This window comes from Actinomycetota bacterium (genome assembly GCA_035540895.1).
Lineage (GTDB): Bacteria > Actinomycetota > JAICYB01 > JAICYB01 > JAICYB01 > DATLFR01.
In genome coordinates, this window is the sequence record DATLFR010000155.1 from 1 (window position 1) to 12,637 (window position 12,637).

A 12,637-nucleotide genomic window follows, 5' to 3' on the forward strand; every position below is an offset into this window, starting at 1 on the left:
CCCGCGCACCGCGTGGACCCCTTCGAGCTCGACGTCCCCGGCGATCCGTCCTCGGCCGCGTTCGCCCTCGCGGCCGGCGTGCTGTGCGGCGCGGCGGCCGTCACCGACGTCTGCCTCAACCCCGGACGGACCGGCTTCTACGAGATGCTCGCTCGGATGGGAGCCGAGATGGACACGCTCGTCGGGCCGCCGCAGGCGGGGGAGCCGGTGGGGACGGTCAGCGTCCGGCGGTCGGAGCTGTCGGGCATCACGGTGACGTCCCAGGACGTCCCCTCCGCCGTGGACGAGCTCACGCTGCTCGCGGTCCTCGCCACCCAGGCCCAGGGCACCACCGAGGTGACCGGGGCTCAGGAGCTGCGGGTGAAGGAGTCGGACCGCATCGCGGCCATCGCCGCCGGGCTCCGCCGCATGGGGGCGACGGTGCAGGAGCGTCCAGACGGGTTCGTCGTGAGCGGGCCGGTACAGCTGTCCGGGGCCGTGGTGGACTCCTGGGAGGACCATCGGATAGCGATGGCTCTGGCCGTCGCCGGTCTCGTGGCAAACGGTGAGACGGTGATAGAGGGTTTCGAAGCCGCCTCGGTGTCCTGGCCCGGGTTCGAGGAGGTCCTGCGCACCATGGGAGCCGACGTGGAGGTGCGATGAGCTCGCGGTTGGTCGTGGCTATCGACGGGACGGCGGGGTCCGGCAAGTCGACGACCGCGCGACTGGTCGCCGTCCGGCTCGGCCTGCCCCACATCGACACGGGGGCCACCTACCGATTGGTCGCCCACGAGGCCCTTCAGCGCGGGGTCCCCCTGACCGACGGGGCGTCGCTGGCGGGCACGGCCGCGGAGGTGGCGCGCCGGTGCACGGTCGCCCAGGACGGCCACCTGCTGTTCGACGGCCGCCCGGTGGGGGAGGAGATCCGCACCCCGGAGGTGAGCGCGGCCGCGTCGAAGGTGGCCGCGCACGAGCAGGTGAGGAGGGTGCTCGTCGATATGCAGCGCGCGCTCGTCCCCCCGCACGGGGCCGTCGTCGAGGGGCGCGACATCGGGACCGTCGTCTGGCCGACCGCCGACGTGAAGGTGTACCTGGACGCGCCCGAGCACGTGCGGGCCGAGCGGCGCGGCATGGCGACGGGGGAGGACGCGGCGTCGGTGTCCGAGCGCGACCGGCGCGACGCGACGCGACCGGTGGGCGCCATGAAGCCGGCGGCCGATGCCCTCGTGGTGGACACCGGCTCCCGCACCCCCGCCGAGGTGGCCGACCTCATCGCCTCGCGGGTCTTCCGCGAACCCCCCCGCGCCAACCCCGGGTACCGCGTGGTGCGGGCGGTGCTGTCCGGACTGGTCCGGGGGCCGTTCCGTCTCGAGGTCCACGGTGCGCACAACATCCCGGCCCGGGGTCCGGCCATCCTCGCTCCGAACCACCGGTCCCTCGCCGATATCCCCGTGGCGGGGGTCCTCACGAAGCGGAAGGTCTGGTTCATGGCGAAGGACGAGCTCTTCCGGTCCCAGCGGACCGCCGGGCTCCTCACCCGCCTCGGAGCCTTCCCCGTGAAGCGAGGCAGACCCGACCGCAAGGCGCTGCAGACGGCGCTCGACCTGCTCAGGCGGGGCGAGCTGGTCGGGCTGTTCCCGGAGGGGACCAGGCTCCCCGACGCGCGCTTCGACCACGTGGAGGACGGGATCGCGTACGTGGCCCTGAAATCCGGTGCGCCGGTCGTCCCGGTCGCCCTGTCGGGGACGGAGGCGATAAAGCCGGCGGGTCAGCGGGTGCCCAGGCTGGTCAGGGTCCGGGCGCTGGTGGGGGAGCCCGTCCACCTCGGGGGCCCGGTCGAGGGCGTGCTGTCCAGGCGACGGATCACGGAGGCGACCCAGCTCGCGCAGGAGCGCCTGAGGTCCGTGATGGACCGGCTCGAGCCACCGCGATGAGTCAGCTCCCCGTCGTCGCCGTCGTGGGCCGGCCCAACGTCGGCAAATCGACCCTCGTCAACAGGATCCTCGGGAGGCGGGAGGCGATCGTCCAGCACGTCCCGGGCGTCACCCGCGACCGCGTCCTGTACAGGGCGGAGTGGGCGGGTCGTCCGTTCATGCTCGTCGACACGGGAGGTCTGGAGGCCGACCCGGTCGGGGAGCTCGCCGCGAAGGTGGCGGAGACGGCGACGGCGGCCGCGGCCGAGGCGGACGTGGTCGTGCTCGTCGTGGACGCGACGACCGGGATGAACGCCGAGGACATGTCGGTCGTCGACGTAGTGCGCAGGCTAGGCCGGCCCGTCGTCCTGGCCGTCAACAAGGCGGACAACCCGGAACGGGACGCCCTCGCCGCCGACTTCTGGTCGCTGGGCCTCGGCGATCCGCACCCGGTCTCGGCCCTGCACGGACGGGGGGTGGGAGACCTCCTCGACCGGGTCACGGCCGGCTTCGCGGAGACGGAGCCCCAGGAGCACCCGGAGCCCTCGATCGCCATCGTCGGACGTCCGAACGTCGGGAAGTCGTCGCTCTTCAACCGGCTCGTGGGAGCCGAGCTGAGCCTGGTCCACGACGAGCCCGGCACCACCCGCGACACCGTCGACACGGTCGCCGAGGTGGACGGCGAGCGCTACCGCTTCATCGACACGGCGGGCATGCGGCGGACCTCCCGGATCGACGATTCCGTCGAGTACTTCAGCCTGGTCCGTGCCCTGCGCGCCTTGGACCGGTGCGACCTGGCGATCCTGGTGATCGACGACGCCCAGGGGATCGCCCGCCAGGACCTGCGCATCGCCGAAGAGATCATCGAGCAGGGGAGGTCGGCGGTGATCGTCCTGAGCAAGGTCGACCTCATGGAGCCTTCGATGCGGCGCATCGAGCGTGAGGAGGTGCGCCGCCGGCTCCCGTACCTGAGCTGGGCGCCGCTGATAGAGACCTCGACGGTGACGGGGGAGGGGGTCGGCCAGATCATGCCGGCCGTGCGCAGGATCCTGGAGGCTCGCTCGACGCGCATCCCCACGCCGGTTCTCAACGCGGTGATCGAGGACCTTCAGGCCCGAACGCCCATCCCCTCGAAGAGGCCCGGCGCCCGAGTCAAGTTCGCCGTCCAGGCCGAGGTGTCGCCTCCCACGATCGTCCTCTTCGGGATGTCGCGGATCCCGCCGCAGTGGATCCGCTACCTCGACCGGAACCTCCGCAAGAGGTTCGGGTTCGAAGGCACACCGATCCGGGTATCGACCCGGGGAGGGCAACGCCGACAGACCGGGAGACGTACGTGATCGTCAGGACATCAGCCGACTCGCCCCTGCTCGTCCGCCAGACCGACCACGCGCTCCTGTCGGGCGCGTTCGCGGCGGCGTGGGAGTGGGAGATGCACCACCGCGACTCCGTGCTCATCGCGGCCGCCCGTCACGACGACGGCTGGGCCGGCTGGGAGCTCGCCCCGCGGCTGGGAGACGACGGACGTCCCCTCACGTTCATCACGACCCCGGTCGAGGACCACGTCGCCCTCTACAAGCACGGCATCGACCTGGTGGAGGTGGAGGACCCCTATGCCGGGTGGCTGGTCTCCATGCACGGCGAGAGGCTGTACACGCGGCCGTTCGTGAGCGGCGCGCCCCCGCGCATCGAGACGCTGACCGGGCGGGACCGGGAGCTGGCCGACGAGTACGTGGCGTACGAGACCCAGCGGCAAGCGGTCCTCGCCGAGACCTCCATCAGGTTCCTGGGAGGCCCCCTGGTGACGGGGGACCTGGTCGCTGAAGCCGAGCAGGCGTGGCGTCTCATCCAGGTGTGGGACAGGCTGTCACTGCTCTGCTGCATGCAGGAGCCGGACCCGTCCGCCTCACTGGAGATGCCCACCGTGCGCGGGCCGGACGGCGAGCAGGTTCAGCTCGAGGCGCGGGGCACGGAGGACGGCGCCCTCGAGGTGCACCCGTACCCGTTCGGGACAGGCGAGCGCACCTTCCACCTCGCGGCGCTCGACCCGGGAGCGGCCAAGTGGGAGGACGAACGGTCCTTCCGCGAGGCGTACCGCCTGGCCCGGCCGGTCGCGGTGGAGGTCCGGGTCCGCCCGAGGGCCTAGGCTCCCCGACGCTCCTGGACGAGCCGCGCGATGCGGCCGGCGTTCACCGTCCAGCCGATCCCGAAGACCTTCGGGGAGACGATCGGACCGTCGGCGTTCCAGACCCGCTCCCGGACCCGGTCCAGCGTCGGCACGCGGAGGTCGTAGGGGACGAAACTCCCCAGCTCACCGGTCCAGGTGCGCTGGTCACGCGGCTTCTGGAGCTCCTTCGCGACGACGGCGATCGTGGCGGCCAGCGTGGCGAGCCGGATCAGGCGGACGATCCCCCGCGACCTCGAACGACGCTTCTGCTCAGTCAACCCGCTCCTCCTCCATCCGTGGATACCGGTGGCGTGTCTCGGCCCTGTTCAGGAGGGCGAAGAGCATCAACGTGACGAGACCCGTCACGAGGGCCGCCGCCGCGCCCGCCGCGAGGGAACCCCCCTGCCCGAGCCGCAGAGCCTCCGACCCGGCCAGGCCCCCGGAGCCGAAGGCGGCCAACGCCGAGAAGAGGACCGGCGCCAGCGGGAGCCGCCCCCGGAACGCGTCCACGTCCGCGAAACCGAACAGGTCGCCCGCCACCAGGGAGACGAGGAGCAGGACCAAGCCGGTGCCGAGGGCCAGCCAGTAGACGAGCTCGACGTTCATCCGTCCCTCCTGAGAGGCTCCAGGATAACCGTGGCCCAACGGCCACCGTGGTGGGGGCCGGGGGTCCGGGCGCGCGCGGACGGGTAGACTGCACACGACACGGCGGGCCGTAGCGCAGCTTGGTTAGCGCGCTTGACTGGGGGTCAAGAGGTCGCGAGTTCAAATCTCGCCGGCCCGACGCGGAGGATGGGAGCCCGTCTCCCATCCTCCTTCCATATGCGGGACCTGACGCGTCCGATCGGCCACAATGGTTCCCATGGAGCCATCGGGTAGGGGGGGCCGCGACGAGGGTTTCACGGTCGCGGAGATCGCCGTGGCGATGCTCGTCCTGGCGGTCGGGGTCGTCGCGGTCCTCTCCATGTTCATGAGCGCCTCCCACAACGTGGGAGTGGGGAAGGACCGCAACCTGGCCATCTCCCTGGTGGGTTCCTACCTGGAGGAGGTCCGGAGCCAGCCGTACGCGAACGTCCTCATGCGCTGCCGGCCCTCCCGCAACGCCGATCCCGCGCACCCGGACCACGGGGTGAGCCAGGACGGGCAGACGTACCGATACGACACCGGACGACCTCCGGAGACCCTCGCCGTGGCCGCGAACCCGCTGGCGGTCCCGTGCCTCCAGCTCGTCGGGCTCACCGCGAACCCGCAGCCTTTCCCCCCCGGCCCGATCCGCGGTGAGGTGTACCAGTACGTGACCTGGGTGGACGACCCGGCGATGCCCGGGACCTCCGACTACAAGCGGGTCACGGTGGTGGCCCGCTGGACGGGAGGTCCGTCTACCCACAACAGGCAGGTGCGGATGAGCACGCTGGTGACCCCATGACACGCCTGCGGCGCGAGGACGGCCTGACCCTGGTCGAGCTGATCGTCGCGTCCGCCCTCGGCCTGGTCGTAGCGGGCGCCCTGGGGCTCCTGTTCCTGGGAGGCACCAGGACCGAGAGCAAGCTCACCTCACAGGTGGACGCGGTGGAGAACATGCGGGTCGCCCTGGACCAGTTCGCTCGCGACGCGCGCCAGACGTCGGCGATCACGACGGCGACGTGCACCGAGTTCGCGTTCACGAGCTACTTCCGCACGTCAGCGCCGCGACCTGTCTCCTACCGCTACGCGGGCGGCGCCCTCACCCGCTCGGTGGACGGAGCGGCACACTCCCCGGTGATACGAGGGCTCAGCTCGGCTACCTTCCGCAACCCGGCGGCCGCGGCCGGCGCGCCCAACTGTGGGATGACCACGACCATGAGATCGGTCCGGTTGGAGATCGCCTCGTTGCCGCGCGGAGCGACCCAGCCGGTCACGGTCGGGGCCACCGCGACGTTGAGGAACATGCCGTGAAGCTGGGCCGCGAGCAGGGGTCGGCGCTGATCATGGCCATCGTGGTCATGGGAGTCATGGTGCTACTGGGCGTGGTCGCCCTGACGTCGGCGAACCGCATCAACCGAGGCGGTCTCACGCAGAGGACGAGATCGGGCGCCATCCACGCCGCCGACGCGGGGGTGGAGTACGTGCGGTGGCGGCTGCGGACCGGCACCGTCTCCATCTCCGACCCCGTCTGTACCTACACGACGGGGGGAGCCGACGCCGGTCGTCTGACCTGCACCCAGCAGCTCGGGAACCGTCAATCGTTCAACGCGGTCCTGTCTCCCTCCGTCTTCGGAGCCGACGTGTCCGTCACCCGGACCATCACCTCCACGGGCACGGTCGGCTCCCTGACCCGACAGGTGCGGTCGGACATGCTCCGACAGGTCGACTCGTTCCGGCTCCCCCTGTTCGCCGACACCGGCATCTCGGTCTCCGGAGGTGGGCTGATCGACTGGTACGACTCGCGGGTCGGCCCCTACTCCCCGTCGCCGTCGCCGCCTCACATCGGGGACATCCGCTCCAACGGCGACATCACCCTCGCGGGAGGCGCGACCGTTCTGGGGAGGGCGACGACGACCCCCGGACGCACGATCTCGGTCTGCAACAACTGCACGGTCTCCGGCGGGACGTCGACGGCCGGTACCCGGCTCGAGTTCCCGCCGCCCGTCGTCTCGGACGTGGAGGCGAACAACGACAACGCGTCCCTCTGCGCCATCCCAGGGGACTGTCACGCCCTCGCCTGGACCCCCGCCACGAGGATCCTGAGCGTCACGGCGGGGCGGGTGCGGTTGCGGTCCGGCACGTACAGCCTCTGCCAGCTGGCCATGAGCGCGGGCGGTAGCAACGTCATCGAGCTGATCCCCTCCAACGGCCCCATCCGCATCTTCATCAGCGGCCCGGAGACGGCGCCCTGCGCCGGGCAGACCGCCCCCCTGAGCATCCGAGGTGGGAGCTGGGTCTTCCCCGCCTCCCAGGTGGCCTCGGACTTCCAGGTGTACGTGAGGGGATCGTCCACGGTCGCCACGACGGCTGAGGTCCGGTCGGGGAGCAACTTCCTGGGCGCGGTGTACGCTCCGCGGTCCGCGTTCACCATCCAGGCCGGAGCGGACCTGTTCGGCGGCTTCGTCGGCAGCTCGCTGAACGTCACCGGGGGCGGGCGCATCCACTACGACCGCGCCCTGGCCGGGGCCACGGCAGCGGGGTCGCCGTGGGTCCGCAGGCTGTGGCTCGAGCTCTAGCCCCGCAACGCTCGCTCTTCGAACCGCCGCACACCGTGGTCCATGACGTGGTTATGCCCCCAAGCGAGCACCCGGTGTCCGATGCCGCCCGAGACGGCGCGGAGGATCGGCCGGCACAGCTCCACGTCGAACAGGATCCGGATGCGCGTCGCCGATCCGACCGCGTCCAGCCAGAGCTGGGCTCGGCCCTCGATGTCACCCCGCACCTCGGCCACGAGGGTCGAAGGGGCGGTCGCCTGCAGGACGGTCAGGGTGAAGCGCAGGGAGTATCGGAGCGGCGCCCGCAGGACCGCCTCGGTCCGGCTCCCCGCCGCGAGTCCCTCGCTGCGGAACGACTCCAGCCACGGCCACCACCGCGGATACTCCTCGACCTGGTGCAGCCTGTCCCACACGCGCTCGCGCGGATGGGGGAGGGCCCACCGGCTCTCGAACCTGAAGTGGGGGTCGATCAACGGTTCGAGAACAGGGGGATGTTCGCGCCGGAAGCGGGTGCCAGATCCTCGTCGAGGAGCGCGCGGACGAAGCGTCCGACGTCGTGCGGGCCGAGCCCGGGACGGAGGTGGGGGGCGGCCCGCCGTAGCATCTCCGTGTCCACGGCGCCGGGGGAGACGCAGACCACCGAGATGGCGTGGTCCCGGCCCTCGACGGCCAGGGCCTCCGTTAGCCCGACCACCGCGTGCTTCGACGTGGTGTAGGCGGCTAGGCCTGGGAACTTCTCCGTCCCGTACATGCCCCCGAGCGAGGAGAAGGTCACTATCCTCCCGCCCCCCACCGCCCGCATGCGCGGGAACGCCTCCCGGCAGCACCTGAAGACGCCTCCCACGTTCACGTCGAGGGTCTCCCGCCACTCGTCCTCGGTGGTGTCCTCGACGGGAGCCGGGTGCAGGACCCCTGCGGCGCACACGAGGATGCGTACGTCCGGGGCGGCCTCGAACAGGCGGCGGACGTCGTCGGGCACGGACACGTCGCAGGCGACGGCGGTGGCTAGGCCGCCGGACCTCGTCAACCTCGACGCCTCGGCCTCGAGCGCATCCCCGTCCCGCGCGGCCATGACGACGCGGGCCCCCGCCTCCGCGAGCGCCTCAGCGCAGCCCAGCCCGATGCCTCGGCTCGCCCCGGTGACGACGGCGGTGCGGCCGGCCACCCAGCTACCCACGACCGGCCACCCCCGCGTAGAGGGTCTCGTGGGCGTCCAGCATCGCGTCCAGCCCGAGGGTGGCCTCGGCGTGGCGGCGGCACTCGGTGCGATCGAGCGTCCGTGCGTCACGCACCGCCCGCGCGGCCGCGTCGATGTCGCCCCCCTCCACCAGGAATCCGGTGACGCCGTCCTGGATCACCTCGGGGAGGGCCCCTCGCCGGAAACCGACCACGGGGGTGCCGCACGCCTGCGCCTCGGCGGCCACGAGACCGAACGGCTCCTCCCATCGGACGGGGCAGAGGACGGCCATCGACTCGGCCATCGCCTCCCACAGGTCGGCCCGGGGGACCGGCCCGTCCATCTCGACGCCCGACCGGGCGAGCTCCGCTGCGTAGCCCGTGTCGTAGGGTGCGCCCAGGACGCGGAGGGGGAGCCCGGCCCGCCGGGCGATCTCGACCGCCTCGGCTGCTCCCTTCTCCGGGCTCAGACGTCCCGCGAACAACAAGCCCTTCTGCGGCTCCGGTGACCACGCGATCGCCTGCAGCGGGAGCCCGTTGCGCAGGACGGCATCGACCCGCACGAGCCGCCGCCAAGCGTCCGCCTGCGATCGGGACACGGCCGCTACCACCACCCGGGGGGCCCGGCGCAGAGCCTCGGCCACCGCCGGCTCGGGCGGGAGGTGAAGGGTGAAGACCACGGGTACCTCGAGCTCGGCCGTGCGGTCCACCGCCGCCACGTCGAAGGCGTGGACGTGGACGAGGTCGTACTCGCCGCCGCTGAGCAGCTCGTAGCAGCTCGCGAAGGCGGAGAGCGATGCCTCGTCGGGTCGCGGGAGCCCACGGTCCGGACGGTAGATCGAGGCGGACAGCTCGCCCGTCCGGACCTCCACCACCCCGACCCCGGGGATCCGGGAGCCCGCGGCGGCGTAGACGTCCACCTCGTGACCGCGTCCGGACAGCCCCGCCGCCAGGTCGGCGACGAGGGCCTGGCTCCCGCCGAGCTGCGGCTCGGCGATCGGGGTCACGAGCGGGGCGACGACGGCGATCCTCACTTCACCTTGAACGCGACGTCCCGCGGAGGGTTGATGCCGAGTATCTCGTAGGGGACGGACGCGCTCCCCAGAGCCTCGACCTCGGCGAGCGCGTGCGGGTAGAAGATGCGGGCGAGCTCGACCGCCTCCTCCGGGCTCCGGAGCTCGAGGCGCATCTCGCCGGGGAAGGACCGGTAGGTGAAGCCGCGGGCTTCGAGCCAGGCCCGGTCGTACGGCCAGACGAGGACGATGATCCCGCCCGGACGGCATACGCGCTCCATCTCCTCGAGCCCCGGCTCCCCGCCGTGGGAGGGGTCGGGGGTGAACGACGACAGGCTGCACACCACATCGGCCCACCCGTCGGGCGCGGGCAGGTCGTCGAAGAAGCCGGGCTCGACGCGGACCCGATCTCCCAGTCCGTCGGCCTCGGCCCGGGACCGAAGGATCGTCCGCATGGGCTCGGCGGGCTCGACGGCGAGGACCTCCTCGCAGCGGCGGGCGAGCTCGAGGGTCAACCTCCCCGTCCCCGCGCCCACCTCGAGGGCGCGTCCGACGCGGGTGGGGAAGACCTCCCAGATCCCGGGGTGGACCCTCTCGCCCGCGACCAGCCGGTCGTACAGCTCGGGCTCCCACCGGTAGAGGAGCTCCCAGGCGGTCGACTCGTCGATCGGGACGTCCGTCCGGAACCTGTCCCGCTCCTCGGGCGTGAAGACCCGCAGGTGCTCCGGACCGTACCGACGACCGAGCGGGACGGTCACCCCCGGCAGCGCTCCACCCAGTTCTTCTCGGTCTCCCTCACGCGCACGGAGTGCAGCGACCCCGGCGGGAGGTGCGGCTCGAGGCGGTCCCAGATCGCGTCGGCGAGGATCTCCGTGGTCGGGATCCTGCCCCGCAGCCACTCGACGTCGGTGTTCAGGTTGCGGTGGTCGAGGTCGGCCAGGACGTGCTTCTCGATGAGCTCCGACAGGAGCCGCAGGTCGAACACGTAACCGGTCCGGGGGTCGACCTCCTGCTCCAGCGTGACCTCGAGGACGTAGTTGTGGCCGTGTCCGCCCGGGTTGGAGCACTTCCCGAAGACCTCCAGGTTCCGCTCGTCGGAGAACTCCGGGTTGCGAAGGGTGTGGCCCGCGTTGAAAGTCTCGCGCCGGGTCACGCGGATGGGCATGGGGAACCTCCTCGGTGCCCGAAGGATATCCTCCTGGCATGGAGCTGTCCGCACAGCGCTGCGAGGTGTGCCGGCCGGGGATGCAGCACATCTCCGACGAGGAAGCGCTCGAACTCATGCCGGAGATCGATCCGGCGTGGGAGCTCGTGGGCGGGCACGAGCGGATCCGTCGCGAGGTGGCCACGGGAGACTTCGCCGCCGCGATGGCGCTCGCCGTCCACGTGGGGTTCCTCGCCGAGGCGGAGGGACACCACCCGGACCTGCACGTCCGCTACGGGCGTCTCGTCATCGAGGTCTGGACCCATCACGCCCACGGCCTGACCCGCAACGACTTCATCCTCGCCGCCAAGATCGATCGTCTGATCGCGTCCTAGCCCGGGCGCCCTATCAGCGACAGGAACTCCTGGCGCGTCCGGGGATCGTTGCGGATCGCGCCGTGCATGGCGGACGTGACCATCCGCGACCCGTGGGCCTGCGCCCCCCTCAGCGTCATGCAGGTGTGCTCCGCCTCGAGGACCACGCCCACGCCCTTCGGTTCGAGCTCCCCCTGCAGCCGGTCCGCGACCTGCTGGGTCAGGCGCTCCTGCACCTGCAGCCCGCTGGCGTAGTGCTCGACCACCCGAGCCAGCTTGGACAGGCCGACGATCCGGGTGGCCGGCAGGTAGGCCACGTGGGCGACCCCGAAGAACGGAAGGAGGTGGTGGCTGCACAGGGAGTGGAAAGGGATGTCGCGGGCCAGCACGAGCTCGTCGTACCCCTCCTCGTTCGGGAAGGTGGTGAGCGTGAACGGCCGCGGCGAGAGCAGGGCAGCGTAGGCACGGGCGACGCGGGCGGGCGTCTCCTGGAGGTGGGCGTCGTCGAGGTCTATCCCGAGGGCCGACAGGAGCTCGGATACGGCGGAGGCGGCGCGGTCCAGGTCGTGGCTCGGCCCGGCCGACAGCGGGAGCCCGTCCTCGGGCTGGTCGTGGTGGTCCTCGAGCGCGCGCATCGGCTCCCCCATGGTAGGGGTCACGCGTCCTGGCGTCCGGCGAGGAGCTCGGCCTTCCGTCGCAGCCGGGCGTCGCGGCGGATCTTCGCCTCCCGCTGCCGGCGCAACTCGTCAGGCGTCTCCGGGGCGAGCGGTGGCACGGAGCGTGGGTTGCCGTCCCCGTCGAGCGCGACGAACACGAGGTAGGCGGTCGAGGTGTGCAGGACGCGCCCCGTCTGGACGTCCTCGGCTTCGACCCGCACCCCGACCTCCATCGATGTGCGCCCCGTGTAGTTGACCGACGCCCGGACCGTGACCAGGTCTCCCAGCATCACCGGGTGCAGGAAGGACATCTCGTCCATCGCCGCCGTCACGACCCGGCCCCCGCAGTGTCGGATGGCCGCGGTGCCGGCTGCCGTATCCACCAGCTTCATGATCACTCCGCCGTGCACGTTGCCCTGGAGGTTGGCGTCCGTGATCCCCATGACCTGGCTGAGGACCACCGACGATGCCGCTGGGGACCTCGGGGGGATGTCGTCCATGCTCAGTTGGTACGTGCAGCGGCCCCCCCTGGTCAAACCGGGCAGGATGCCCGGCTCCCGCGGCGAACGCTACGGGCCATGGGCGTAGAGCAGACCCTGGTGGCGGTACCGTCCTGCGAGGCCTGCGGGACCGGGTGCCTGCACGGGTACGGCACGGTGCGTGGCGAGAGCAACGCCGCGCGCCTGGGCTGGCGTGAGGCGATGGAGGGCGCGTTCGCGGAACCGCCGCTCGCCGTCCTGGTGGGCGCCGCGTTCGGATCGCTGCTGCTGGACAGGATCGGCGCGGACGGCTTCCACGTGCATATCCACGGCGCCCCCCGGACGGCCCGCTCCCTGTCGGTCCGCTCGGCGGTCGCGGTGGCCGGGAACCCCGATCTCGTGCTGAGGGACATCGCACCCGAGGCGGCCGGACATCGCCTCGCGGCGACGGCGCCCATGCCGGTCGGGTTCCGGCGCGCCGAACCGGCGCTCCTGGCCGAGATCGGCTCGGGAGGGCTCGGTGGAGTCGTCCTCACCACCGGGGACCGTCCCGTCCCCGG

At 71.9% G+C, this 12,637-nt stretch carries 18 protein-coding genes and 1 tRNA gene; 10 read left to right on the top strand and 9 right to left on the bottom strand.

Annotation, left to right across the window (positions count from 1 at the left end):
• The 4 genes from VM840_08940 to VM840_08955 all read left to right on the top strand — a co-directional run.
• On the top strand, positions 1–642 hold a 642-nt coding region (locus VM840_08940), incomplete at its 5' end, for a 3-phosphoshikimate 1-carboxyvinyltransferase (protein HVL81704.1).
• A complete protein-coding gene (gene cmk, locus VM840_08945; protein ID HVL81705.1) occupies positions 639–1,913 on the top strand; it encodes a (d)CMP kinase in 1,275 nt (424 codons plus the stop codon). The genes VM840_08940 and cmk, both read left to right, overlap by 4 nt.
• Positions 1,910–3,229, top strand: coding sequence for a ribosome biogenesis GTPase Der (der, locus tag VM840_08950; GenBank protein ID HVL81706.1), 1,320 nt, complete (start codon positions 1,910–1,912; stop codon positions 3,227–3,229). The genes cmk and der overlap by 4 nt, the downstream gene beginning before the upstream one ends.
• Complete coding sequence (locus tag VM840_08955) at positions 3,226–4,035, top strand: DUF3891 family protein (protein HVL81707.1); 810 nt, start codon at positions 3,226–3,228, stop codon at positions 4,033–4,035. The genes der and VM840_08955 overlap by 4 nt, the downstream gene beginning before the upstream one ends.
• Here VM840_08955 and VM840_08960 read toward each other — a convergent pair.
• A complete protein-coding gene (locus tag VM840_08960) occupies positions 4,032–4,334 on the bottom strand; it encodes a DUF5808 domain-containing protein (protein ID HVL81708.1) in 303 nt (100 codons plus the stop codon). The two genes, VM840_08955 and VM840_08960, sit on opposite strands and share 4 nt — an antisense overlap.
• Positions 4,327–4,662 (bottom strand): hypothetical protein, encoded by a 336-nt coding sequence (locus VM840_08965; GenBank protein HVL81709.1) that lies wholly within the window; start codon positions 4,660–4,662, stop codon positions 4,327–4,329. Before VM840_08965 ends, VM840_08960 begins: the two co-directional genes overlap by 8 nt.
• Positions 4,663–4,765: 103 nt before the next feature.
• Here VM840_08965 and VM840_08970 point away from each other — a divergent pair.
• From VM840_08970 to VM840_08985, 4 genes are all read left to right on the top strand, one after another.
• Positions 4,766–4,840 (top strand) — tRNA-Pro (locus VM840_08970).
• 78 nt (positions 4,841–4,918) lie between these two features.
• Complete coding sequence (locus VM840_08975; protein HVL81710.1) at positions 4,919–5,482, top strand: hypothetical protein; 564 nt, start codon at positions 4,919–4,921, stop codon at positions 5,480–5,482.
• Positions 5,479–5,991 (top strand): prepilin-type N-terminal cleavage/methylation domain-containing protein, encoded by a 513-nt coding sequence (locus tag VM840_08980; protein ID HVL81711.1) that lies wholly within the window; start codon positions 5,479–5,481, stop codon positions 5,989–5,991. Before VM840_08975 ends, VM840_08980 begins: the two co-directional genes overlap by 4 nt.
• Entirely contained in the window at positions 5,988–7,256 is a 1,269-nt protein-coding gene (locus tag VM840_08985) for a hypothetical protein (protein HVL81712.1), read from the top strand. Before VM840_08980 ends, VM840_08985 begins: the two co-directional genes overlap by 4 nt.
• Here VM840_08985 and VM840_08990 read toward each other — a convergent pair.
• Genes VM840_08990 through VM840_09010 form a run of 5 tightly spaced genes read right to left on the bottom strand, consistent with a single transcriptional unit; the run spans position 7,253 to position 10,589 of the window.
• Positions 7,253–7,708, bottom strand: a complete 456-nt coding sequence (locus VM840_08990; GenBank protein HVL81713.1) for an SRPBCC family protein — start codon at positions 7,706–7,708, stop codon at positions 7,253–7,255. The two genes, VM840_08985 and VM840_08990, sit on opposite strands and share 4 nt — an antisense overlap.
• Complete coding sequence (locus VM840_08995; GenBank protein HVL81714.1) at positions 7,705–8,412, bottom strand: SDR family oxidoreductase; 708 nt, start codon at positions 8,410–8,412, stop codon at positions 7,705–7,707. The genes VM840_08990 and VM840_08995 overlap by 4 nt, the downstream gene beginning before the upstream one ends.
• Positions 8,405–9,445: a glycosyltransferase gene (locus VM840_09000; GenBank protein ID HVL81715.1), complete on the bottom strand. Its 1,041-nt coding sequence runs from the start codon at positions 9,443–9,445 to the stop codon at positions 8,405–8,407. Before VM840_09000 ends, VM840_08995 begins: the two co-directional genes overlap by 8 nt.
• Positions 9,442–10,182, bottom strand: a complete 741-nt coding sequence (locus VM840_09005) for a class I SAM-dependent methyltransferase (GenBank protein ID HVL81716.1) — start codon at positions 10,180–10,182, stop codon at positions 9,442–9,444. The genes VM840_09000 and VM840_09005 overlap by 4 nt, the downstream gene beginning before the upstream one ends.
• A complete protein-coding gene (locus VM840_09010) occupies positions 10,179–10,589 on the bottom strand; it encodes a 6-carboxytetrahydropterin synthase (GenBank protein ID HVL81717.1) in 411 nt (136 codons plus the stop codon). The genes VM840_09005 and VM840_09010 overlap by 4 nt, the downstream gene beginning before the upstream one ends.
• Positions 10,590–10,627: 38 nt before the next feature.
• On the opposite strand from VM840_09010, the gene VM840_09015 reads away from it, so the two are divergent.
• A complete protein-coding gene (locus VM840_09015; protein ID HVL81718.1) occupies positions 10,628–10,963 on the top strand; it encodes a 4a-hydroxytetrahydrobiopterin dehydratase in 336 nt (111 codons plus the stop codon).
• On the opposite strand, the gene folE is transcribed toward VM840_09015, so the two are convergent.
• The gene (gene folE / locus VM840_09020) at positions 10,960–11,577 is read right to left on the bottom strand and encodes a GTP cyclohydrolase I FolE (protein HVL81719.1); all 618 of its coding nucleotides are present in this window, start codon (positions 11,575–11,577) and stop codon (positions 10,960–10,962) included. The two genes, VM840_09015 and folE, sit on opposite strands and share 4 nt — an antisense overlap.
• Before the next feature lie 20 nt (positions 11,578–11,597).
• Positions 11,598–12,098, bottom strand: coding sequence for an acyl-CoA thioesterase (locus tag VM840_09025; GenBank protein ID HVL81720.1), 501 nt, complete (start codon positions 12,096–12,098; stop codon positions 11,598–11,600).
• A 78-nt stretch (positions 12,099–12,176) separates the two neighbouring features.
• Here VM840_09025 and VM840_09030 point away from each other — a divergent pair.
• The coding region (locus tag VM840_09030) for a DUF927 domain-containing protein (GenBank protein ID HVL81721.1) at positions 12,177–12,637 on the top strand (461 nt) is incomplete at its 3' end.

Excerpts from the sequence above, each read along its gene's own strand:
- cmk (HVL81705.1), top strand. The coding sequence starts at position 639 with ATGAGCTCGCGGTTGGTCGTGGCTATCGACGGGACGGCGGGGTCCGGC.
- der (HVL81706.1), top strand. The coding sequence starts at position 1,910 with ATGAGTCAGCTCCCCGTCGTCGCCGTCGTGGGCCGGCCCAACGTCGGC.
- VM840_08965 (HVL81709.1), bottom strand. The coding sequence starts at position 4,662 with ATGAACGTCGAGCTCGTCTACTGGCTGGCCCTCGGCACCGGCTTGGTC.
- VM840_08975 (HVL81710.1), top strand. The coding sequence starts at position 4,919 with ATGGAGCCATCGGGTAGGGGGGGCCGCGACGAGGGTTTCACGGTCGCG.
- VM840_08980 (HVL81711.1), top strand. The coding sequence starts at position 5,479 with ATGACACGCCTGCGGCGCGAGGACGGCCTGACCCTGGTCGAGCTGATC.
- VM840_09010 (HVL81717.1), bottom strand. The coding sequence starts at position 10,589 with ATGCCCATCCGCGTGACCCGGCGCGAGACTTTCAACGCGGGCCACACC.
- VM840_09015 (HVL81718.1), top strand. The coding sequence starts at position 10,628 with ATGGAGCTGTCCGCACAGCGCTGCGAGGTGTGCCGGCCGGGGATGCAG.
- folE (HVL81719.1), bottom strand. The coding sequence starts at position 11,577 with ATGCGCGCGCTCGAGGACCACCACGACCAGCCCGAGGACGGGCTCCCG.
- VM840_09025 (HVL81720.1), bottom strand. The coding sequence starts at position 12,098 with ATGGACGACATCCCCCCGAGGTCCCCAGCGGCATCGTCGGTGGTCCTC.